The following is a 23293-nucleotide window of genomic DNA, read 5'->3' as shown; positions in this document are numbered from 1 at the left end:
ACGGTCCGAGCGAATGCCGACACGGCGCGCCCGCTATGCCGGAATATACCATGAAGGGAGCGGACTATAGCCGCCAGTTTGCGGGTACCGTATTTCCGCGTTTGGGTGCGCAGGATCATACACATTACGACCCCAGCGATTTCGGCTACGTAGCCTATGAGGCTCGAGGCTATGCCATCCGCGGCGGCAATCATTTGTCTGGCACCCACATCACGGGAGCGACGAAGGCCAATTCCGTCGTGGACAAGAACCAGCGCGGCTGGGACCACGAAAACCTCTACCTCGTGGGTGGCGGCAGTATGCCGATCATCGGTACAGCCAATGTCACCTTGACGCTGGCCGCCATGTGCTTCCGAAGCAGTCGCGACATTCTGAAATATCTGCACTGAACGAAGACCAATATCCGGTACGCGGAACGAACTGCGGAACTCGACGCACGCGACACGAAGCCGGACTGTGCACCTAACTACATTCCAGGGAGCTTGAGGATGGATCCTTATGGCATTAAGACGCTCGATGAGCTGAAAGAGTTTCTCCACCGTGCGATGCAGCTCGAACATGCAACGATTCCGCCGTATCTGACGGCACTTTACTCGATTAAGCCCGGTGTAAACCGGGATGCGGCGCAAGTTCTTCGCGTGATCGTCGTGGAAGAAATGCTGCATTTGACCATTGCGGCCAATATCCTCAATGCCATCGGTGGCACGCCGGATCTTACTAGGCCAGATTTCGCGGTTAACTATCCCGCCTCGCTCCCTGACGGCGAGACCGACTTTAAGGTCAGCATACAGGCTTTCAGCCGTGAAGCCCTGGCGACATTCTTGAAAATCGAGCGGCCGGCCCGGCGCCCCGAACATCTCGCTGGCAAGGGCCGGATACAACGCAAGAACTCCCCGCATATCACAGCGCTCGGCAGTGATCCGAGGCACGAAGATCTCCATTTTTACAGTATTGGCGAGTTCTATTCGGCAATCGCAGACGGCATGAAATACTTAGAAGCCGAAGCGCGCCGGGCGGGCACAACGATTTTTATCGGCGACACGTTTCGCCAGATTACCTCGGAACATTATTGTTCCGGCGGCGGTGCGTTGTTTCCCGTGACCGATCTGAAAAGCGCCCTCGAAGCCATAAAGCTCATCATGGAACAGGGCGAAGGTGACGGTGGCGGTATCTACGACGATGACGAGCACGAACTGGCCCATTACTATCGTTTCGATGAACTGGTGAAAGGCCGCTATTACCGGAAAGGTGATCAGGCCGACCACCCCACGGGTCCGCATTTGCAGGTCGACTGGGAAGGCGCTTATCCCATCAAACCGAACCTCAAGGTGGCGGAAATATCCGAAGGCTCGGAATTGCGTGAGGCGGCGGCCGACTTCAATACATGTTATGGCGAGTTTCTGGAGCTTTTGACGCGTGCCTATAATGGCCAGCCGAGCTTGCTGCTGGAAGCCGTTCCGATCATGTTCGAATTCCGCAATATAATCGTTGAACTGATCCGCAATCCCCTGCCGGGCCATCCCGGTAAGTACAGCAGCCCCACCTACGAGATTCCCCACAGTGCCAAACAGGCAGCTGTCACCGGGCAAGCGGAGGTGATCGCATGAGAAGACGAAGCTCAGGGTGACGAACTGGCCGGAGTATGAAGCAGGACTTCGTCGGCGTGGCAGCCTGACCTTGTGGCTGACACCGGAAGCCCTGTCCAAATGGTATGCTCCAAGACGCAAGACCCGCGGCGGCCAGCACCGTTATTCCGATCTAGCAATCGAGACCACCTTGACGCTGGGCCTGGTGTTTGGCTTGCGGCTTCGCCAGGCAGAAGGCTTGTTGGAATCGGTGCTGCAATTGATGGGCTTAGCGCTTGCCGTCCCCTATCACACCACGCTGAGCCGTCGGGCGCGCGCATGGCGATCTGCCGGGAAGCGGCCCGGAAATCAGGTTCCACCTGCCGGACCGTTGCTGCTCTGGTGGACAGCACCGGCCGGCAGGTTTACGGGGGAGTCAGCCGTTTCAAAGATCCCCATCCGTTCAGTTCCACATCCGTCCACCAACGCCCGAAAACATAAGACATCACTGTTCCTCTTCGCATTCAGATGGGAGATCGCACCACAGCCGAGCCGTACTCAATCGCGCGGGCCGGAGGCCCGTTCAATCCACAGGGACCGGCAATTTTAACAATGATTGCCGGTCGATCTTGCCTGTTCCGGTCTTCGGCAGTTCGGCGACATACTGAATGATGCGTGGGTATTTGTGGGGCATCAGAGTCGATTTCACGTAGTCGCGCAGGATGCGGGTTTGCACATCGCCGTGCACTGCGCCATCGCGCAATTTCACCACGGCCCGCAATGTCATACGGCGATCCTCCAATTCATGTGCGAGGATGGCGCACTCATGCACGTCGGGATGTTCGTTGAGGCAGCGTTCAACCTCCATCGGCCAGACCCATTGCCCGGAGACTTTGATCAAATCGTCGGTGCGACCCAGAAAGTAATAATAACCATCCCGCTCGACGAAACGGTCTCCGGTGGCCATCCAGTCTCCACGCATCGTCTCGCTCGTCTTGTCGGCGCGGTTCCAATAGCAAGGCGCGGAAGAATGGCCGCGGATGAGCATTGCGCCCTCCTCGCCCGGTTCTACCGGCTCACCATCTGGCGTGACGAGCCTGATTTCGTAGCCCGGAACGCGCGCGCCGGCGGCACCGATACGGTGATCGTCGAGTTGGTTGGAAAGATAGATGTGTAAAAGCTCGGTCGAACCCAGCCCTTCGGTCGGACCGTGCCCGGTAAGATGTTTCCAGGCATTGTAGACGTCTTCCGAGAGGATTTCGGCCGCCGACATCGATTGCCGCAGCGACGAGAGATCCCTTGTCTTGGCTGAACTTGCGCGAACTAGAGCAGTGTAGAGGGTCGGCAACCCAAAAATTACGGTTGGTTTGAACGTTTCGACCGTGTCCAGCACGGCCTCAGGCAACGGTTGCCCGGCCACCAGCAACGTCGTTGCGCCAATTGAGAAGGGGAAAGTAAACGAGTTCCCGAACCCGTAGGCGAAATAAATCTTCGGCGCCGAAAAACAGATATCTTCCTTGCTCAGTTTAAGGACATATTTTCCGAACGACGCTTGAGTATAGGCCATATCATGGTGAAGATGGACAATGCCCTTCGGTCGGCCCGTAGAGCCTGAGGAATACATCCAGAAGGCCATATCGTCCGGCCCCGTATCGGCGCAGGGCAATTCATCCGGCTGGCCGTTCAGAAAGTTAACCGCAGCGATCCTCTGTGTGCCGTCAGCGACTCCGTTGACAGTCACCACCTGAGCGACAGCTGTCCCATCGAGAACCTCCGCCCCGAATTTGTCCGCCAACGCCGCCTCGCAGAGCGCGATTCGGGCTCCGGTGTCCTTAAGATAAAAGTTAAGCGTATCGGGCGTCGTCTGAATGTTCAAAAGAACGGGGACAAAACCTGCTCGCACGGCCCCAAAGAAAGCTGCCGGACAGGCGGGCGTGTCATCGAGGAAGAAAGGGATGCGCTCCCCACGCTGCAGACCAGCGGCGATGAAGGCATTCCCCCAGCGCGAGGCCTCGGCCACAAGCTCCGCATAAGTCAGCGATCCGATGGGACCGATCACAGCGAGCTTATCGGGATTGCGGGCCAGATTGTCCCACAGAATAGACGAGCAGTTCGGATGTGCTGTCTTATCGAAGCCGATTTCGACCGCGCCTGGAACGTTGTCGCCAACCGGATCGCTGATCTTTTGCCCCTCACTCGCCTTCGATGCGTCATAGCGGGCCATGAATTGCGGCGTGATTTTGCGTAGTCGGTCCCTGTCCACCCGTCCCGAACGTGTCATATAGTCGAAGGCGAAATCCAGGGGCTCCATCCTCATCTTCGAAGCAAAGCCGTCATACCAGTTCGCAGATGTATTCGCGGCGTTGACAATTTTCCTCGCAATGGGGGACCTCTCCGCCTGATAGGCTGCTAGCGCTGCGTCCACGTCCTCATGGGCCGCGAGAGCGCTGACCAGCGCGATGGCATCCTCCATTGCCAAACGCGTGCCCGAACCGATCGAAAAATGCGCCGTATGCGCGGCGTCGCCCAACAGCACATGCCGCCCCGCTACCCATTTGTCGCACCATAGACGGGGGAACTGCCGCCACATCGACTTGTTGGCGATAAGCGGGGCGCCTTGGAGAATATCGCGGAAAATCTCCCCGCAGAGCCGAGCACTTCCTTCTTCACCGAGGGCACTGAAATTCCAAGCTTTGAAGGTGTCGTCGTCACATTCGACGATGAATGTGCTGCGATCCGGTGAAAAGCGGTAGCAGTGCGCATTGAGCGGGCCATGCTCCGTCTCCACGAAGCTCTGGGTCAGGGTGTCGAACGGGCGGGTCGTGCCGAACCACGCGAAGTGATTGCCCAAGACCTCCAAATGCGGCGCAAATTTTGATCCAAGGGACCGTCGCACGAGGGAATTCACCCCGTCCGCGCCGACGATCAGATCCGCTTTGAGTTCGTCGAGCGACTCCACGATGTGGGAAAAGCGAAACTCGACACCAAGCGCTTCTGCCCGCTTACGCAGGATCTCGATCAGTTCCAGGCGACCGATAGCGGAAAAACCGACCCCGTCTAAGACAACACTGCCCTTGGGCAGGTTGAGGGTCATGTTCTGCCAGCGCTCCATATGCGGCGTGACAAGGCTATGCGTTTCTGGATCGTGGCCCTTCAGGAAATCCAGCGCCTGATCTGAAAAAACAACACCGAAACCGAAAGTCGCTCCCTGCGGATTCTGTTCGCTGATCCGGACCCTGACATGCGGCAGCAGACGCCGCAAAAGAATTCCGGTGTAGAGCCCAGCAGGTCCACCACCAAGGATCTCGATCGTTGAACGTCCCATATTTCTCCTCCCAGGGGGCTTTGACAATGTGAGACAGAGCATAGTACGTGTTCAAAACAATGAACCAAGCTGATTTGTCCCAGAAGGTCACATTTGGGGACTGCGACCCAGCCCGAATCGTGTTTTATCCCAATTACTTCGCGTGGTTCGATCGCACTTTTCACAGCTGATTGCGGCCGCACGGAGGACATGGCGCCCTGGTCACTCGATTGGGAGCGATAGAGCTGGGCCTGATGCAGGTGTATCGCCCGAACGGATGATCGAGACGGCTTCGGCGGCGGAGACAATCTTGGTAGTGGACTTGCCAATTCCGCCCTTTCCATAGAATGCGATCTAACGCAGCCGCCATGCTTGGCGTTCCTTCATGTGTTCGAAGCAATGCGGTTATACCGCAACGCAGATGCGGAGGCCGTTCCGCTGGCTCGCAATAGCTCTCAAGATTCGTGCCAGACAGGCCGATTGAGCTGACCAATAGTTATTTGCTGCTATTCCAGTTATGTGGGCAGAAAATACGCGATTGGGCGAAGATGAATGCTTGTCGCGAAGCCGACAAAAGTGACGACGATGTCATAAGTTGGATGTCGAGAATTTAGTTAATCAGGCCATCTGGAACTGCGACTTACGACCCGTGCGGGAAGAAATTAAGCGGAGATCGCATTGTCCTCAATTTTGGTAGAGGGGGAGTCCGATCGCCGATGTCTGTCGCAAAGCAGAAGCTCCTAATCGCGACCTTCTAAATTAGCGCAAAATATACCGGTCTGATGCTCTCACAAGTGAAGCGTCTACGCCATTTTGGAAGGGCGAACGTCAAGCAGGAGAACGTCGCGGAGCTATCGCTGAACAAGACCGTGCTGCAGGGGTGTCTCCTTCGTTCGTGCAAGCGTCATGGTTATCCAGGTGCCAGGCGCACGGCGAGAGCCTCGTGAGGTCACCACCACCAACGGGATGGTCCGCCTCCCCCGCGCAAGCCCTCGGCATCAGCAAGCAGGGAACCGCTATGTTCGGACTTTTATGCATGCCGCACAATCGTCCTTCGGAGATCCTGCTTTCGCCCAATTACAACGCACCGGCATAATGATGGACGAAACAGTCGATCAACATGCCGTAAATCCTGTGAAAAAACGGCTTCGTGCCCGAACTATCTATTGGGAACGGCGTGTGCGGATCTGTCATCATGACCTGCTGCAACAGCAATCCACGCGCGCAGGGCCGGATACATTTATGAAGCGGCAAGCGTCATTTGCGACGTCGCGGTCCCTTGCACGGGTGAGGCCGCCCAAACATTTTTTAGCCGATGACGCAGCAGGACGGCAACGTTATGCAGGGCACCAGATGCGGCACGAGGTTACCTCGTCCTGGTGAATGGGATCGCTCGCCGCGGCGCTTGATCGTCGTCAAATGATCCCACCGGAGACAGCGCTGTGGGGCAAGTAGGATCCTATCCCAAGGAGTTTAACGGCATAGCACTGGCCCACCAGTGTTTTCCGGTAGGGTCGGTTGTTGATGACAATCAACTTACGACATCGTCGTCACCTTTGTCGGCTCCGCGACATGCATTCTTCCTCCCCCCCAATCCCGTATTTTCCGCCCACGTCGCTGAAATAGCAGCAAATAATTGTCGTCAGCTCAATCGGCCGGCTTGGCACGAATCTTGAGAGCTATTGCAAGGCAGCGGGAGCGACCGGCGCCATCCACAGTGCGGCATAACCGCACCGAACACGTGAAGGAATACAAGCTATGGCATGCGCGACGACCAAGGAATTCACAGCAGCAATGAGATGAGCCCGACGGCGGTCAGGGAGGCATTCCGCATCGCCCAGGAGGAAAGACCGGGGCCAGTGCTTCTGAGCTTCCGGAAGCTATCGCTTCCGAAGAATGCCCAGGAGGTCGAAACGGTTCAATCGATGAGGAATCAAGATGACAAAGCGGAAGAGGGCGTTCTTCGTCAAGCGGGTCAGGGATGGCAAGAAGGGGTTCGCCAAGGCGGATTACGGCAAGAGGGAGGTCGCCATCGAGGATATCGGCAAGTCCAAGTGGAAGCCCAAAAAGTCTAAGCATAAAAGGAGCGGCGAAGGACACAAGATGGCACTCACCCTTCCACACAATCGGCGAACGCTTCTAACCGCGCCAATCTCCCTTTGCGCCCTATCGGGGCCGGCGCGCGCGGCTGATGTCATTGATCACGATAGGGTGCAGGGATTTCCCGACAGCACCTCCGGCTTCGTGTGGCACGAAACGCAACGGATGAAATGAAGGAAAGCAGACAACATGACAGATCTAATAGCGTCCATTATGAGCATAGTTCTCGCCTCAACGTTGGTTGGCGCGCAGAGCGAGAGTTCAATCATTGCTGACAGTGCCACCAATGCCATCGCATGGGACGGGGCGAAGGCTGGCCTGCAAACCCAAAACGGCCCGGTGCAGCCGGGCGACGAGCCCGTCGCATTATCGATTTCCACCCGCTGCGAGACGACGGCAAAATTTGGCTCCAATGATCCGGATGATCCAGTCGACGGCACCGTCAACCAGACCATCACCGAGTGGTTGGCGGCCGGCAACAAGGCCGATTGGAAATCCGACTTCGGTCTGGACAGCCCCGCTCTCGGCGACGCAGAAGACGAAATTGAAAGCGCCGGCTACGGCAAGGATCTCTTCCTGACCGGACTCGAGACCAAGGCCCGCGGCATCGATCCACATCGAAAGCAAATACTACCCCACCGCGGCATGTTCGATAATTCCGAGGGCATTCTCGAAAACACCATTTCAGCCGCCGCCAACGCGTTCAAGTACGGTTTCCATGGTGTCGAACTCGATCTTCGCGCTGATAAGAACGGCCATGCCTGGATGATGCACGACACAACGCTCGGGCGGGTTACCGGCGATCCGAACAATTGCCTGATTTCGGATGTCTCTACCGAGGAAATCAAGAACATGAACCTCTCGATATGGAATCCCATCACTAGTAGCCGCACGCTGGCACTTGACCGCAACGGCAATCCCCAAAAAATGGAGGACCTGCAGAGTATCATCGATTACATTCGTGAGAAAAAAAGAAACGGCGACGAGTTCAACGTCCTCATTGACCCCAAGGACGAAGGGTCGACGATCGCAGCAATCAAGATGCTCTCGGCGCCTGAGAATGCTGACGTACGGAGCCGCCTCGGCATCAAGATCTATTCGACCTATGTGCCCACTACCGATCGCGTCATTGCCAAATGGGACAAGAAGACCACCAATGTACTTGATGCGCTGGAGCAGGCCAATGTCGCCGTCCAACCGGACAACAAGCTCAACCTGATCCCCGTTCTCGTCACGGTCGAAGGGGTCCAGTCTTCTCACATCAAAGACGATTCAGTGACCCAGGCTGGCGATTGGCTGACCTCCTTCGACAAGCTGGGCGACCTGACCATGGTGCAAATCTCCCGCCTCAAGGGAACCGCTACCTTCGACGAGATGAACCAGGTGACCAAGTCATTCCGGGCAGCGGGTGAAACATTCGCCAACACGCCTCTCACGATGTCCTATATCTCCGAAGCCTTCTCCGTGAACGGTCAGAAGTTTTACTACAGCCATCAGGGCGTGCCGATCACCCTGCCCGGACGTCCCGACATGGATTTCCGTGCCACTTTCGGGGCGCTTGAGCCCTACGCCGATGTGCTGGTGGCCGACAATCCTTATCTGGAGACGCTCTATGCCGCTGGCTTTATCACCGAAGGCAATCATGCGGACTACTCTTTTCCGATCGATGCCCACTACAACCCGGCATCCATAATCGACGCACCGAAGGATATCATTGGCAAGCCAAGCTGGATGAGAAAGTCCACGCCGGCGTCTGGTCGATAACCACACCAACTGAACTGGATGTGGCCGAGTTCCTGGCCGCGCCTTGGGATGCGACGGCCAGCGGCGATGACAGCGAAGGCGCCTTGCCGATGCACCAGCTTCGGATCCTTGACGATATGGAACAGCGGCACTTCGCTGGCGCGGCGGAAGAAGGAAAAGGCAGCGTGAGCCGAAATGCGGCCGCCGGAACTGGCGAAGCCGCTTTTCGATCATCGGCGCCTAGGCCAGAACCCAACGGTTGACGGTGCTATGATCGACCTCGAAGCCACGTTCCCGGAACATCTCCTCAAGATCCCGATAGTTGAGTGGATAACCCAAATACCAGGCAACCGCCTGCACATCGGCCATGCCTCGAAATGCCGGCCATTGAAATCATCCTTCGATTGCCGCTTCAACTTTTCGGCAATAGCATTCAGAATCATAGGCTCGCTCCACAACTTTCGGAGCGGCATCTCTCTTCCATGGTCAACATACCGTTGAGCGCCAAAATTTGCGACAGGCCCATGCGCAGCCTTCCTTCGAACGATCGGCTGGGCTTCCGGCCATGTAATACGCCGTCGAAATGTCGCTGAGTACTCTGCGCACGCCGCGCACGCTCTCCGCGGTGACCTTCGCTGCTTCCCTTTTCGACGGACACGCCATCCTTCCGCGCAAGGTCACCTCGCCATTGAGAACCGTCACCTTCACGACATCGTACGTCAGTCCGAGTTCCAGTTCCAAGCGCATTCTAACTGCAGTGGAAAGGGCGCCGTCGCCGATAGGAATGACGGTGTTTGCGGGCATAGACTCTTCCTCCGTTGCGACGGCGAGATCCTATGTCTGGTTTGCCGTTGCGGCGTTGATGCAGATCAACTGGCGGCCACGCCGCAAGCCAATCTCCGCGGCGGTCCCACGGTCGAAGGTGATTGAGCGGCGCGCGAGGTGCGGTGCCGGCGCTGTCACGTTGTTTGAATGTGGCCACGTGAGGCCGAGCCTGCGCTTTTCAGGCAGGCCGTGCACTCACGGCTTCCCACGCGGCCATTGCCTGGCGTCGATAGAGGTTTCGGACGGCGGAGAAGATCGACACGAAAGGTTGCAATGAGCCAACCGACCGGAAACCCTGTCGCGTTCGCTCCCGTTTTCTCAACGGCAGGTGAGAATTCTCCGCCCGGTTGTTCAAGCCATTATGCGAGCGGTGTTCCACGTTCGGCATGACCTGGCGTTTGGCCGCCCCGTAGGAGCGCAATTTGTCGGTGATCATACGCTTTGGCGGCATGCCCTGCTTCTTCAGAAGTCGCGTCAGCAGGCGCTTGGCCGCCTTGGTGTTACGGCGCGTCTGGACGATCTCGTCGAGCACATATCCCTCCTGATCAACCGCTCTCCACAACCAGCATTTCTGACCGTTGATGCGCACCACGACTTCATCGAAGTGCCAGACATCCCCTTTCGTCGGCGCCTTGCGGCGTATGCGGCGCGCTAATCAAGGCCATGCTTTCGGCACCATCGGCGGATGGTCTCCTAGGAAACGACGATCCCGAAATCGAGCAGCATTTCCTCGACATCGCGCAGGCGCAGATTAAAGCGAAAGTAGAGCCAGACAGCACGGGCTACGATTTCGATCGGATAGCGGTGGTTCTTGTAGGTCGGTGCACTCACGGTCATGGGTGCGCTGCTACCTCAATTTCCTTACCGCTCAATCAATGTGACAGTGCCCTCTCATCAACCCGTCCGACGGCGAGAGAGGATCATGAAGCGCTTCTAGTCAGCGCGACATCTTCAGCGTTTCGTTTCCGTACCGACCCGAACGCCAACCTCTTTAACGTTCCCCGCCACGATACTCCATCCACCCACCATCGAGAACTGCGAGCAACTGCCATGCAAGCATGGCGCCAAATCGCGCCCCTTCACGCCGAATGAACCAAAGCCTCACTCCCAGATCTTGTCTTCGCAGCGTTAAGTTTAGAGTGCCCGCCGAGCCGTTCGCGCAGGTCACGCCAGCGACCGCCGGAACGGGCGGTCCACAACAGCGCGTCCAGGAACAGCCGGTTGTTCGTGCGCGGGCGCGCGTTTGCCCTTCGTGCCGCCCGGCACACAATCCTTGATCCGTTCCCACTGGTCATCCCGAAGCGCATCACAATCCACGGCCGATCTCCAAAAGTCAGCCTTGAATCTGATTTGCGCCTCCGGCGGAATCCCACATCGTTAAATCGTCACCACGACCTAATTCGGTCGAAGCCTTTTGGTCGCAATCAGCATGACGAGATCTTCGGAGGCATCTGCGAGCGCCAGTGCCAATTCCGCAGCCGACCATCCACGTTTCTGCAAACTGACGAGCATTTCCACCATCGCGACTTCGACTTCTCGTCTGCAGCTCGAAATCGGCTTCAATTCCATATGTTTCTCATCACATGCCGTGGTCATCTTAGCCTCCGCTCTGCCATATGAAAGGCAGCGTCAACAATTTCGACAATTGGTGGATATGGTAGGGGTTGCATGCAAGCCTCGAGCCATTACGCATCGACACAGATTGCCTCGGCCGCGCGCAACCCCTCGCGCGCCATTATTTGCCGATGTCCGGCATCAGGAGCGTCTCGCATGAATCTGCACAATAGGTGGTGGAATTCTTCCCGGCGCCTGAGCGGGTGCACGCAGAATGATTCCTGTTGCAAGCAAACGCTTGCGCAAAGCGCGCAAGAACAATTCTCCGATAGTTCACGACCTATCCTCCTATTTTTGCATGTTTTGTTTTGAATAAATATCGTTTTACGTTGCCGGCGCCTCGAAACTACATTGCACCGGCAGCTGCGTATTTTGGAATTCCGAACTTCCTTCGGAATTAACCACTACTCATTTAGATATATGAACAGGACGCAATTGTCGTTATCGCTGCATCCTGAAAATTATCGGTCCGTCCATTTCTGCTCGCCATGGAATATGATAAGTAGCTTATGCACGTAAAGCTTTAGCCAATTCGGCTTTTGTAAGATGGCTGCGCGGTTCAGCCGCGAAAACGATTGTTTGCTTCAGTTTCAGCAGCCCGGATCCCGCTGCGGGACAGGAATGGCCGGCGCACCTGGAGCGGCGGTGGCCGTCCATATCGGTTGACTAAAGGGCCACGCAACACCATGTTGAGAGTTAACAACTAACCCAGCATCCTGAGAGACATGCGCTCCGGGCGGTTGGGGGAAAAAGCCGGCGCAAGGTTTTTTTATGTCTTGGGGGCAAGGTCAGCGTTTTGCGTCCCCAGCCGACCTACCTCTCGTTTCCTCTGCAAAACCTACCCAACCGCCCTTCCCTAACCCTTTGGCAAGTATCCTCGGGGGTCTGGGGGCAGACGGCCCCCAGGGGTGCTTCATTTTTGGCGTCGGCTAAATACGGAGCTACGACAAATCTGGTTCTCTTGCACTGCTAACGCCCTTTTTAAAAATGCGAAAAATTTAAAAAATGTCAGCGTCAGCGTTTTCTCTAAGTTTCGATAGTTTTAAAAGAAAGAAGTTTTATTCTAGTTTTAGGGTAAAAAAAGCTTCCTATATCAGTAGCTTACAAGGCGCTTTGGGATCGAAGTACGGTTTTGACGGAACGATGTACGGCAGTTGACGGAATGATGTACGGCGCCGACAGAACGAAGTACGGTTATCGTGGACCGAAGTACGGTGGACTTCGACATATCCACAGCCACTGGGGATAACTCCTCAAACATCGTGCCACAGCCATTTTTGTCAAAAAGAGGCGGATTGGAGTACGGTTTTGTGACAAATATCGCCTGTGAATCGCGCGCTCATATTTTTGTCAAAAATGGGCGGATCGAAGTACGGCGCTTGCCAAAATTAGGCGATCGCTGCGAGGTCCATCTCCCCGGGAAGGCTCTTGTTGCGCTTGCGCATGTGCAAGACCAGATCGTGACCGCGATCCTCAAGGTTGAGATCATAGTCAGGTAGCGGGGTAGTCTTGGCCGTCTCGACGATCTCCTCAATCGTCTGGCGGAATTTTCGCATCGGACCCTTCGCACCGCTACGCTTGTGCAGTTCCTTCAAGGAATAAAAGGCCGTGGTGTCGCCGGCAGCCTTACGGGCAAGGCGGTAAATGAAACGGGCGATCGGCCGTGACAGCAGGAAGTAGTCGGGATTGAGCGTCAGGATGGTCGGCTTTCCATCAGGCCGCACAACCCCTTCATAGACCCACCCCGGGATTTCAATCTCGACCTGGCCTATCCGATCCTGGTTGGTGCGGCTGACGACCTTGTAGCGACCGATCAGCGGGAAGGATTCGGTTGCGCGGCGGTCCCGGCCTTTACGATCGCCTTTAAGATTGGTGATGCGGATATTCGTTGCCTGCAGGCGCGCTAACGCACGCTCCAGATCCTCGTATTGCTTACCACCAAGCTCACGCCGGCAGAACTTGAGGATTTCGGCTGCAGCTGGGCGGTACACCTGGGGCGGAATGCTCGGCTTGAGGCCCTTGGCCTCGTCGATGCGGAAGCGCCGTGTGGCTTCCGCCAGATGCGAGATCATGTTGATGACGATGTCGTAGTCGTAAGCCGTTGCCAGCCCGACCTCCGCACCTCCTTCGATGGTGATGATGGAGTCTTTCAGCTCGTAGCGAATAACCCCTGCCCCGCCGGATTTGGACAGCGCAAAAGGTGCAATGTCCATGAGATTGAAGTCGTCCTTGAGCGGCGCGTCGTGAACAGACGGCACAAAAAACATCAGCTGGGCGTCATCGATCGGCGCCGGACGCGAAAACGCAGCGCTACGGCGAGGTGCTGGCAGCTCGTGCTTGAGGAGGGTTACAACCTCGTCGCTGCGAATACCGTCAGCCAAGCTCTCAAAGGTGCGGCGGAGCGGTCCGCCCACTTCGTTGAGGCGAAGGTCAGCCATGGAGCGACGGCTGTAGTAGCGGCGCAAACGCGCTAGCGCGTCCTTGTCCAATTCGACCGGATCCTCACCCCGCACGGCTATGATTAGACCGGCTACTTCCTGCAGGTAAGCGTTCTTGTGGTGCAGCGACAGCTCGGCGAACGCTTCGCGGGATTTGAGGTTGAGTTTCTTGGAGGCCATGCGGCAGTCTAGCTAGGATGAAACAACGTGACATCGACCTCCAGCCGGTACCGAGGGACGACCATGGTGAAAGCTTACCGCGAGACTTGAACGACCCGCCGGCTATGCAGGCAAGTTCTCGGCAAAAATGACGTCAAATGGCAAGGTCCGGTTTGGCGCGGCCGGCCGTATGCCTATGATGGAGGAAACCATCTCATCAATGACCGCACGCGCAAATGCCTCGATTGGTAAGCAGAGGAAACAACTGATAACGCCGTCAATCAGCGCGGGTCGCGTTGCGTCAGTCAGATCGTTGCAAACGACGACCGGCCGCTGGCCGCTACTATGAGCTCGAATTGCCTGAACAATCCCGTCCTGTCCGCCACCCGCATTGTATATGGCAGCGAGATCGGCGTGTCTATCAAGGAGGCTCGTTGTGACTTCACGAGCCACCTCTGGATTGTCGAAATTGACAATTGTTTCAAGCAACCGGGCCTCTTCTCCTATTTCACGGAAATAGGATCGAAACCCCATCTCACTGAGATCTTGCCCCAGGTATCTATGACTTCCCACGAGTGTGGCAATTTTGCCTTTGGCTCCGGCCATTTTGGAGATGATGAAAGCGCCGGTGCGGCCGACCTTGCGGCTATCCAAACCGATATACCCGGTGACCCCGCTCGCCGAAATTCCCGACAGCAAAGTGAAGACGGGCTTCTTTCGCAGATTGAGTTCATCAACGGCTAACACGACAAGCGGATGGTCGATCGCTACGACCGCGACCGCGTCTGTCCTCGATCCGACCTCCAGGATTTTCTTCCTCAGCGACTCCGCGGTGATGTCATCCACGAAAACGATGTCGGGCTTTCCTTTAACGTCAAGCCTGGATGAAAGCTCTTTTCTAAGGCCAGTAGCGACATTCTGATAGAATGGATCCGTCCCTTTCTGAAGTACGAAGCCAAGTCGGACGTTCCTTACGTTCCTTGCGTTCGTCCGGTGTCTTATGAGGGGCAGCGCATGATAGCCGATAGCTTCGGCCGCCTCTCTGACGCGATCGGCCGTTTCCTTTCTCACAGGGGCTCTGCCGTTGAGAACCCTATCGACCGTTGCCACGCCAACGTCCGCACGCCTTGCGACGTCGGCCGCTGTCGGTCTTGATTTTGCCGCCATTTTTCACCTCTTCGTAATTAAACCCGGTCGGCACTAGGATTTCGTAATCTCGTGGAATTAGCAAGCCGCATTCGTGATGAAATCATCACGGGATTCCGCAAGACCATGATGAGTTTGATAGGAACTGTCATGCTCGCGTTGAGCTGCGGGTAAGTCTCGCGTATATGCTCTTCACAAGAGCTAGGCCTCAACAACCACATCGTTGATTCTCAACGCCAGGATAAAAAATGTTTCACAAAAGCGATCTCCAAGCCGACCCCGATGTCCATTTCGGCACGCTCGCCAACGGCATGCGATTTGCGATCATGCGCAATGTCACGCCGCCCGGGCAGGCAGCGATCCGCTTTCGCATTGGCTCCGGTTCGCTCGACGAAAACGATGACCAGCAGGGGCTGGCGCATTTTCTCGAGCACATGGCCTTTAAGGGTTCGACGAATGTCGCCGAAGGGGAGATGATCCCTATCCTGCAGCGCAAGGGCCTGGCCTTTGGGCGGGACATCAACGCCCATACCTCCTATGACGAGACTGTCTATAAATTCAATCTGCCTGAGGTCGATGCCGACACGGTTTCGACGGGCCTGATGTTGATGCGCGAGACGGCGAGCGAGCTGACCCTCGATGGCGGCGCCTTCGATCGCGAACGCGGCGTCATCCTGTCGGAAGAGCGGTCGCGTGATACGCCGCAGTACCGCGCGGCGCTCGGCATCACGAATTCGTTGCTCGCCGGCCAGCGCGCGACCATGCGCGCCCCGATCGGTAAAACCGACATCATCAGCAATGCCCCCGTGGAGCTTGTCCGTGATTATTACCGGGCCAACTACCGGCCCGAGCGGGCGATGCTGATGGTGGTGGGCGATATCGACCCCGCCGCCATGGAAGTCGAAATCCGCCAGCGCTTCGGCGACTGGAAGGCCGTGGGTCCGGCGCCGACAAAAGCGGATCTTGGCGCGCTGGAGACGAAAGGCGAAAGCGCCGAGGTCATCGTCGTTCCCGGCGGCATGACCAGCATACAGATCGCCTGGACGCGTCCCTATGACGCCGCGCCTGACACCTTCGCCAAGCGCCGCGCTGGGCTTATCGAAGATCTAGGCCTGAGGGTGCTCCAGCGTCGGCTGAGCACCATTGCCGGCAAGGCGGATGCCCCTTTCATCGAAGCGACCGCCTACTGCGAGGATCTCCTCCATTCCGCCCATGTCGTCCTGATCGCGGCGAACTCCGAGCCGGACAAATGGCAGGCGGCGCTCACGGCCATTGACCAGGAACAGCGCCGGATCCAGGAGTTCGGCGTTGCGCAGGCGGAGATCGATCGCGAAATTCGCGAATATCGCTCGGCCCTGCAAGCTGCTGCGGCCGGAGCCGCGACGCGGATGACGACCGACATTGCTTCCATGCTGGCTCGCAGCGTCGATGACGATCAAGTCTTCACCTCGCCCGCCGAAGACCTCTCGATGTTCGAGACGATGACGAACGGCGTCACGGCGGCCGAGGTCAATCAAGCCTTGCTGCATGCATTCTCCGGCAACGGTCCACAGGTCGTGCTACAGACGACCCAATCACCTGAGGGCGGAGCCGATACGGTTCGGCAAGTCTATGATGCTTCAAAGGCTATTGCTGTCTCGGCTCCATCCGGTGCGGCCGATGTCGCCTGGCCCTACACCCATTTCGGCGAACCGGGTGCCGTGGTCGAACGCCGTACGGACGAGGATCTGGGTTTGACCATGGTGGGCTTTTCCAACGGCGTGCGCCTTACCGTCAAGCCGACCAGGCTGCGTGCCAACGAAGTGCTGGTACGCGAAGATATCGGCCGCGGTCGGCTGGGCCTGCCGCACGACCGTTCCGCTGCGATCTGGGCATCTCCGGCCGTCGTGCTGTCCGGCCTGAAGGCCATGGATTACCAGGATATCCAGAAAGCACTGACAGCCAACATTGTCGGCGTCGACTTCTCGGTCGGCGACAGTTCCTTCAAGTTCGACGGTCGCACGCGGACGGAAGATCTTGCGACGCAATTGCAGCTAATGGCGGCATACACTTCCGATCCCGCATACCGCCCCGAGGCATTCAAGCGGGTGCAGCAGGAGTATTTGAGCGATCTCGATCAGTATGACGCGTCGCCCGGCGACGTTGTCGTCCGCGATTTGGCCGGGCTCGTGCATTCCGGCGACCCGCGCTGGACCTTCCCTGATCGCGCTGAGTTGTCCGCCGCTAAGCCGGAAGATTTCGAGGCGCTGTTCCGGCCTATGGTTTCCAATGGCCCGATCGACATTACCATCGTCGGCGACGTGACGGTGGACGACGCAATCCGGATGACGGCTGAAACCTTTGGCGCCTTGCCGCCGCGCCCGGAGACGGCGCCGAGCAATGATTGGGGTGACGTGCGTTTTCCGGCCGCGAACAAGACGCCCGTTTTGCGGACCCATAGCGGCAGGGCGGATATTGCAGCCGCTGCCTTGGGAGTTCCAGTCGGCGATTTGCTCTCCGATCTGCCGCGGTCGTTCACTGCTAAGATCGCCACCCACATTTTCCAAAACAGGCTGATTGACCAGTTTCGTATTGCCGAAGGCGCAAGCTATGCCCTGAAGAGCGATGTTGACCTGTCAAGGGAAGTTCCCGGCTACGGCTGCGCCTATTTCTCCGTCGGGACGGAACCGGAAAAGGTCCCGCGTTTCTACGCAGTTGTCGAAGAGATCGCCACCGACCTGCGGTCGCATGATGTTTCTCCGGATGAGCTTGCGCGCGCTCGCGAGCCCATCGTCGAGACATTGAAGCATCAGCAGCAGAGCAACGAATATTGGATTGAAGATCTGCACCACGCCCAGACGGACTCGCGTCGTTTGGACCGGATACGCAATAGTCTCACCGGCTACGGCAAAGTCACCGCCGGAGATATCCGCGTGTTTGCCGCGACCTATTTCAGTCCGGAAAAATTCTGGAAATTCGAAGTGCTGCCGGCGACGGTAAGATAGCGGGCGAGGCCGGTTGCGATCAGGGGCGGCGTTTAACGGGCCTGTCGCAAATTTTTGCGCTTAACGGTATGGCCAACGCACTCGATATCCCCGTGACAGCCGAAGGTGTCGAGACCCAGCGGCAAGCCGAAATATTGCGGGATTCAGGCAGCGATCAATTGCAGGGGTATTTGGTTGGCAAGCCTATGTCGGCCAACGAGATTCATGAAAAACTGCTACGGGATGGGGTCGCCCCATGACATTGCTTGGCGTTTTATAGACGTCACGGCACCCGCTCGATCAGCTTGTTCGACCAGCGACGCCGGCCGTCAACCATATGCAAAAACAGATAGAAATTTATTGGTTTGCATATGGTTGGCGGCGGAATGATCGCCATTGCTCGTCTCCGGCTTAGGCCCTCCTACGTCAGGCTTCTCCATCCTGGTTGGTTGGGCAGACCGGCCCGCATGGCGCAAGCGCATCGAATTAATGACTATTCAACCGATATCTGTTATACCAATCCAGTGCGAACAGCTGGAACAAACGTCAGCTGGAGCTCATTGAATGATCGACAAAAGAAGAGTATGAGTGACATCGATCTCTAAAGAGAAGAGAAATGGATTCAGATCGCGCCCACTTTGATGTTGATCAGCGTCGCCGCGAAAAACAGCGGGATCGCGAGCTTGACTCAGCGCGTCTTCTCAAGGGCGAGGTCGACGCCGATAAACTTTTCGAGCGCAATGGCTTGTTCTCGGCATTCAAACCAGAGCAGATGAGCATTGGGCAACGTAGGGTGCGCATGCAGCTGGCATGACGGTCTACAATGAGTTTCTGCGTCCGGACGAAGTCATCAAAATAGTTTCGAATCTTACTGTCGATGATGAGGCTTTCATCGTCGGTGGACAGGCGACATTTCTTTGGGCTGGCTTCTACGAAACTGTGCAGCCCGAGCTCGAAAAGTACAAACCATTCACGAGTAAAGACATCGATTACTATGGCGGTGTGCAAGCGGCCGAAAAATTAGCGGAAGCCATCGGTGGCACCGTCAAGACACCTGACAAAGACAGTATGAATTCGCCAAGTACCGCAATTGTCGAAGCGAATATGAACGGCCGTCCAATTATCGTGGACTTCCTCCATGACATCATTGGTGTCAAACGAGAGGAATTTCGAAACGGCGTAACCACCATCATGCTTCGAAGCGAAGACGGCTCCACCATAGAGGTGGCGGTGATGCACCCTGTGCTGTGCCTGAAAAGCCGTATCGGCAACATTATGAGCCCGGCGACACAACGACGCGATGAGATCGCAATCCGTCAGATAAATGCCGCATGGTGGGTTGTCCGGACTTATATCGACGACGCCCTCGAAGACAACGACCACAAAGAAGCGGTCCATTGCCTATCAGATCTGTTTTGCTTCCTGAGAAGCCATCAGTTTGGCCGGAATGCTCACGACGTCACGGGTACCGACGTCCTCGACATACTCAAACATTTCGTGGACGACACAAGGCTAGACGAGCGATGGCGGAAGCGAACATTAATACCGGCAATCGAGAAGATTGAAAGCAGGCGGGAAGCGCGCGCGAGGCGAGCAACCGGAGGAATGGGAATATTATCCTGAACATTAGAAATCAGCAGAATGCCGATGAGAATCAGCGCAGTAGCAGCCCGCGGATTTTTTTCCGTGCGTTTGCGAGCGCTACTCCCTTTGTGTGAATTGCGGGGACAAGTCGATATCGTCACAGTGTCTTTAAGATTTTTCTGCTGAACTGGGGCGATGAAGAAGCCTCCGAGATCAAAACCCCTCCTGCGTGACGCCGAGGCCCCGATCCGTTCCAGGCCGCGAGGCAAGCGCAATCCCGCCCAGCCACAGCTGCTGTTCGATCCCATGCCTGAGCGCGTCGAGCCTGCGCTGGCGCAACTGAAGTCCCGTCCCCCAAAGGGAAGCGAGTGGAGCTGGGAGCTGAAATTGGATGGCTATCGCCTTGCCGTTCATATCGAGCCCCAAGGGATCCGGATCCTCACGCGTGGCGGCCATGACTGGACGCACCGGTTTCCGGCGATAGAGCAGGCCGCCCGAGCGCTCGGACCGGCGACGATGATCATCGACGGCGAAGCCGTCGTGCTCGATGAAGAGGGCCGGCCGGATTTCGGGCTGCTGCAGCAATCGCTGGGCGCATCCGGCAAACAAGCTGGCAGCCGAGCCTCCAACGCCGTCCTTTACGCTTTCGATCTTGTTTATCTGGACGGCCACGATCTGCGCGGTGTCGAATACCGGTCCCGCCGACATCTTCTCGAGGACTTGTTGAACGGCGCAAAGGACGAGCAGGTCGGCGCTATTCGGCTATCGGAAACACTCGATGGCGAACCAGCTGTCCTGCTTGAGCATGTCTGCCGCCTCGGCCTGGAAGGCATTGTCGGCAAGCACCTCGATCGGCCCTATCGCTCTGGCCGGACCGGAGACTGGGTGAAAATCAAATGCGTCCAGAGCGAGGCCTTCTTCATCGTCGGCTATGAAATGTCATCAGCTTCGCCTGCCGGCTTCGGCTCGTTGATACTCGCAGCGTATCGTGGTGATGAGCTCGTCCACGTGGGGAGCGTCGGCACGGGCTTCAAAGAAGTCGAGGCCATCAGGTTGCGGAAGATGCTGGACGCGCTGCGATGGAAGCGAAAGCAACCGCCCCTGCCCTATTCCGGAAGTGCCGATATTGCCTGGGTCGAACCGACCCTAATCGCCGAGATCGAGTTCCGCGCCTGGACGGCGGACGGGAAACTCCGTCATCCGTCGTACAAGGGCTTGCGAGAACGGCAGGACAATGCCGACGTCTTCCGGCTCGACTAGCGAAATCAGCGCCATCCGCTAGATTGGTCACCATTCGAGCTCACGCGGAGTGGATGGCCTGCTATGTGTAACCTCTATCGCATGGAAGACAAGGACTGGGTCGCCAAATGGGCCCAGGACGCCCAAAGCCTGATCAATCTGATGCCCGCCTACCAGATGAACCCCGATCAGATGGGGCCGATCGTCCGCAACACCGCCGACGGCAAGAAGCAACTGGTCCATGCGCGCTGGGGACTGCCCTCGCCGCGCTTCGCACTTGAGAAGACGGCCAAAATCAAGGCCGAGAAACTTGCGGCCAAGGGCAAGGCTTTCGATCTCGAAGAACTGATCCGCATGGAGGCCGACCGCGGCACGACCAACGTGCGCAAGCTCAGTTTTCCGCACTGGACGCGATGGTTCGGTGTCGAAAACAGATGTCTCGTCCCGGTCACCAGTTTCGCCGAGCCGGATCCGGCCAGCCAGCAGCAAGGCGGCAACTTGCCCAATGCCTGGTTCGCCCGTGACGCAACCAAGCCGCTGATGTTCTTTGCCGGTCTCCATGTGCCGCAATGGCAGAGTGTTCGAAAGGTCAGGGACGGCCTGACCACTGATGACCTCTATGGCTTTTTGACCACGGGTCCCAACGACCTGGTGAAACCGATCCATGACAAGGCCATGCCGGTCCTGTTGCTGACGAAGGAAGAGACCGACATCTGGATGCGGGCGCCCTGGGAAGAGGCCAAGAAACTTGCCCGCCCGCTACCGAATGACGCGCTGATCATCTCGTCCCGCGAACCATACGGATCCACGATTGTCTCGAAATCCGGAGAGCCGGTGGAACAGGGCATTCTCCTTTGACGTCTGCACTCAGCGTTTGAATGCATCGGAAAATGAAAAAGCCTGCCGCGGGAGGAGGTGCGGCAGGCTTCTCGGAATATTGAACAACGGCTGGGAGGAGGAGTGCCGCTGTTCCGTCAGGCTCCCCTTGGGAGGAGGAGTGGGTCGCCTGATACACGAAGCTCTGCGGGAGGAGGTGCATTGCTTCGTTGACCTGAAGATATCAGAGGCTGCCCCGACCGCCAGCGCTCAGATCGCAGTGCAGCCATGCGCATGTTGCAATGCAATATAAAATCTTGTGCTCATTTTTCGGCCATTACAGCTTTGATTGTGGTGGGCTCGAAACCGAGAACGAATTCGATCACCTTGGCGGAGGACATTTCGCACGGCTTCAGTATCGATCCGGGTCCGCCCAATCGATAGAGGTTGAAGCTGACGATATCGCTTCCGCTAAGCTCCTCGCCATAGAGCCAGGTCCGTTGGCCATCCTCCGACCGCTTGACGGTCACGCCCCATGATCGATTATCGAAATATCCGCCGACATAGCCGTCCGGTAACCTCGCAAGCGCGTCTTCGAACGTTGCCTGAACCGATGGAGGTATTTTGCCGCCGCCGTTCATGGTGCCAGGCATTCGTCGCAGATCCCGCAGCCATCGTCATCCATGCTCGAGGCCGGACGTAACCTTCGACAGCACGGACATGTCGTTGCATCCGGTGTACACGTGTCATCGCGCTCCGGCGGAAGAATTTCAATATAGAATTCCGACAGCATATCGGCCGCGCTTCGGTCCATGGCGATGCTCCGGTTCGGGTTACACCAGAGATAGTAAGCTTCGACGACTGCACAAGCCGGCAGAGATGCCGTGAAGGACGATCCAGTTCGAATAGATTTTCACAATTGAGCGGCCTTCTTGACGATCGTCGCCTGACCTTGTTCATTCGTGTCATGTTCAAACCCGCAAACGCCGTGCAGGTCAGAGTTTCCATCGACGAGATCCAGCCGGACGTCTGGCGCCGATTGGTCCTGCCTATGCATTGGAACCTGGAGCATCTGCATCTCGGTATTCAGGCAGCATTCAACTGGTGGAACTATCATCTTTATGAATTCCGCATTGGTGGTTTGCGGTATGGGGAAGTCGAGATCCTGACGGAGGATGCGACGGACGACGATCCTCGGGTCTTCGATCAGAGAGAGGTTCGCTTGCTGGACTTCGAGCAAGGTGCCGTCTTCAGTTACCACTATGATTTCGGGGATGGCTGGCGGCACACTGTTGCGGTCGAGGAGTTCTTGACGCTCGCCGCTACGCCCAGACACGGGAGCTGCGTCGCCGGGGAAAGGGCGCGGCCGCCCGAAGATGTTGGTGGCGTATCGGGATATGAGCGGTTCCTGGAGATCATCGCAGACGGGGAAGATCCGGAATATGCCGAGACCATTCGGTGGTGCGGCGGGTACTTTGATCCCGAATGGTTCGACCTGTCGGTGGTGGACAAGGATGTACGCAACGCTCTGCGCTCAAACGTCAGACGGCGTCTGTATCAGCCGAAACCGAAAGCCGTACCGAAGAAATGAGTTGGGTGAGAGTTCGAGGTGGAACACGTTGAAAGAGTCTGAGCCGACACCCATAGCTTACCGGGCCGTCCTTATGATGCACGTTTGCAGCTAACATCGACCGGCCATGAGGAACGGCCAACCTGGGCGACGGTCAGGTTTCGGGCGTCAAGGATGTAATAACCGCCCTAGAGCGCCGCCCTACGGTGTGTCAAGTTTGGACCCGG

Annotated in this window: 17 protein-coding genes and 6 pseudogenes; 13 read left to right on the top strand and 10 right to left on the bottom strand. The window is 57.1% G+C overall.

The window, feature by feature from the left end; all coding sequences use genetic code 11:
- The first annotated feature begins 35 nt into the window (after nucleotides 1–35).
- The 3 genes and pseudogenes from ELH03_RS34025 to ELH03_RS34015 all read left to right on the top strand — a co-directional run.
- The gene (locus tag ELH03_RS34025) at nucleotides 36–389 is read left to right on the top strand and encodes a GMC oxidoreductase (protein ID WP_017969040.1); all 354 of its coding nucleotides are present in this window, start codon (nucleotides 36–38) and stop codon (nucleotides 387–389) included.
- Between the two features lie 99 nt (nucleotides 390–488).
- On the top strand, nucleotides 489–1607 hold the full coding sequence (locus tag ELH03_RS34020) for a ferritin-like domain-containing protein (RefSeq protein WP_017969041.1): 1119 nt from the start codon (nucleotides 489–491) through the stop codon (nucleotides 1605–1607).
- Nucleotides 1608–1623: 16 nt separating this feature from the next.
- Nucleotides 1624–2036, top strand: a pseudogene (locus ELH03_RS34015) (transposase); the annotation flags it as partial.
- Between the two features lie 112 nt (nucleotides 2037–2148).
- On the opposite strand, the gene ELH03_RS38580 reads toward ELH03_RS34015, so the two are convergent.
- Nucleotides 2149–4890, bottom strand: coding sequence for a benzoate-CoA ligase family protein (locus ELH03_RS38580; RefSeq protein WP_130759205.1), 2742 nt, complete (start codon nucleotides 4888–4890; stop codon nucleotides 2149–2151).
- Nucleotides 4891–6807: 1917 nt separating this feature from the next.
- On the opposite strand from ELH03_RS38580, the gene ELH03_RS38860 reads away from it, so the two are divergent.
- Both ELH03_RS38860 and ELH03_RS34000 read left to right on the top strand, forming a co-directional pair.
- On the top strand, nucleotides 6808–7143 hold the full coding sequence (locus ELH03_RS38860; RefSeq protein WP_017969044.1) for a hypothetical protein: 336 nt from the start codon (nucleotides 6808–6810) through the stop codon (nucleotides 7141–7143).
- Nucleotides 7144–7158: 15 nt separating this feature from the next.
- Nucleotides 7159–8733: a glycerophosphodiester phosphodiesterase family protein gene (locus ELH03_RS34000; RefSeq protein WP_080635762.1), complete on the top strand. Its 1575-nt coding sequence runs from the start codon at nucleotides 7159–7161 to the stop codon at nucleotides 8731–8733.
- A gap of 17 nt (nucleotides 8734–8750) precedes the next feature.
- On the opposite strand, the pseudogene ELH03_RS38305 reads toward ELH03_RS34000, so the two are convergent.
- The 4 genes and pseudogenes from ELH03_RS38305 to ELH03_RS33980 all read right to left on the bottom strand — a co-directional run.
- Nucleotides 8751–8897, bottom strand: a pseudogene (locus tag ELH03_RS38305) (DUF2794 domain-containing protein); the annotation flags it as partial.
- A 58-nt stretch (nucleotides 8898–8955) separates the two neighbouring features.
- Nucleotides 8956–9155, bottom strand: a pseudogene (locus tag ELH03_RS33990) (IS6 family transposase); the annotation flags it as partial.
- 43 nt (nucleotides 9156–9198) lie between these two features.
- Nucleotides 9199–9516, bottom strand: a complete 318-nt coding sequence (locus ELH03_RS33985) for a BON domain-containing protein (protein ID WP_017969047.1) — start codon at nucleotides 9514–9516, stop codon at nucleotides 9199–9201.
- A 199-nt stretch (nucleotides 9517–9715) separates the two neighbouring features.
- Nucleotides 9716–10374: pseudogene (locus ELH03_RS33980) on the bottom strand (IS6 family transposase).
- 52 nt (nucleotides 10375–10426) lie between these two features.
- On the opposite strand from ELH03_RS33980, the pseudogene ELH03_RS38300 reads away from it, so the two are divergent.
- A pseudogene (locus tag ELH03_RS38300) lies at nucleotides 10427–10629 on the top strand (IS6 family transposase); the annotation flags it as partial.
- Nucleotides 10630–10682: 53 nt separating this feature from the next.
- On the opposite strand, the pseudogene ELH03_RS33970 reads toward ELH03_RS38300, so the two are convergent.
- From ELH03_RS33970 to ELH03_RS33955, 4 genes and pseudogenes are all read right to left on the bottom strand, one after another.
- Nucleotides 10683–10854, bottom strand: a pseudogene (locus ELH03_RS33970) (transposase); the annotation flags it as partial.
- 78 nt (nucleotides 10855–10932) lie between these two features.
- Entirely contained in the window at nucleotides 10933–11133 is a 201-nt protein-coding gene (locus ELH03_RS33965; protein ID WP_026154661.1) for a hypothetical protein, read from the bottom strand.
- A 1406-nt stretch (nucleotides 11134–12539) separates the two neighbouring features.
- A complete protein-coding gene (locus ELH03_RS33960; RefSeq protein ID WP_017969049.1) occupies nucleotides 12540–13769 on the bottom strand; it encodes a replication initiator protein A in 1230 nt (409 codons plus the stop codon).
- 102 nt (nucleotides 13770–13871) lie between these two features.
- On the bottom strand, nucleotides 13872–14915 hold the full coding sequence (locus ELH03_RS33955; protein WP_065277087.1) for a LacI family DNA-binding transcriptional regulator: 1044 nt from the start codon (nucleotides 14913–14915) through the stop codon (nucleotides 13872–13874).
- Nucleotides 14916–15142: 227 nt separating this feature from the next.
- Here ELH03_RS33955 and ELH03_RS33950 point away from each other — a divergent pair, with 227 nt between their 5' ends.
- The 6 genes from ELH03_RS33950 to ELH03_RS33920 all read left to right on the top strand — a co-directional run bounded on the left by ELH03_RS33950 (nucleotide 15143) and on the right by ELH03_RS33920 (nucleotide 21538).
- Nucleotides 15143–17878 (top strand): M16 family metallopeptidase, encoded by a 2736-nt coding sequence (locus tag ELH03_RS33950; protein ID WP_130806975.1) that lies wholly within the window; start codon nucleotides 15143–15145, stop codon nucleotides 17876–17878.
- Nucleotides 17879–17946: 68 nt separating this feature from the next.
- On the top strand, nucleotides 17947–18117 hold the full coding sequence (locus tag ELH03_RS33945; RefSeq protein WP_081295638.1) for an EAL domain-containing protein: 171 nt from the start codon (nucleotides 17947–17949) through the stop codon (nucleotides 18115–18117).
- Nucleotides 18118–18473: 356 nt separating this feature from the next.
- Complete coding sequence (locus ELH03_RS33940) at nucleotides 18474–18671, top strand: hypothetical protein (protein ID WP_017969054.1); 198 nt, start codon at nucleotides 18474–18476, stop codon at nucleotides 18669–18671.
- Nucleotides 18668–19480 carry a hypothetical protein gene (locus ELH03_RS37660; RefSeq protein WP_017969055.1) on the top strand — a complete coding sequence of 271 codons (813 nt, stop codon included), beginning with the start codon at nucleotides 18668–18670 and terminating at the stop codon, nucleotides 19478–19480. Before ELH03_RS33940 ends, ELH03_RS37660 begins: the two co-directional genes overlap by 4 nt.
- Nucleotides 19481–19636: 156 nt before the next feature.
- The gene (ligD, locus tag ELH03_RS33925) at nucleotides 19637–20701 is read left to right on the top strand and encodes a non-homologous end-joining DNA ligase (RefSeq protein ID WP_130806973.1); all 1065 of its coding nucleotides are present in this window, start codon (nucleotides 19637–19639) and stop codon (nucleotides 20699–20701) included.
- A 63-nt stretch (nucleotides 20702–20764) separates the two neighbouring features.
- Nucleotides 20765–21538 (top strand): SOS response-associated peptidase family protein, encoded by a 774-nt coding sequence (locus ELH03_RS33920; RefSeq protein WP_130806971.1) that lies wholly within the window; start codon nucleotides 20765–20767, stop codon nucleotides 21536–21538.
- Between the two features lie 281 nt (nucleotides 21539–21819).
- Here the strand turns inward: ELH03_RS33920 and ELH03_RS33915 are convergent, their stop codons facing one another.
- The gene (locus ELH03_RS33915; protein WP_130806969.1) at nucleotides 21820–22149 is read right to left on the bottom strand and encodes a hypothetical protein; all 330 of its coding nucleotides are present in this window, start codon (nucleotides 22147–22149) and stop codon (nucleotides 21820–21822) included.
- A gap of 314 nt (nucleotides 22150–22463) precedes the next feature.
- On the opposite strand from ELH03_RS33915, the gene ELH03_RS33910 reads away from it, so the two are divergent.
- On the top strand, nucleotides 22464–23087 hold the full coding sequence (locus ELH03_RS33910; protein WP_130806997.1) for a plasmid pRiA4b ORF-3 family protein: 624 nt from the start codon (nucleotides 22464–22466) through the stop codon (nucleotides 23085–23087).
- Nucleotides 23088–23293 lie beyond the last annotated feature (206 nt).

This window comes from Rhizobium beringeri (assembly GCF_004306515.1).
Lineage (GTDB): Bacteria > Pseudomonadota > Alphaproteobacteria > Rhizobiales > Rhizobiaceae > Rhizobium > Rhizobium beringeri.
This window is presented reverse-complemented; position numbering and strand designations above follow the sequence as displayed.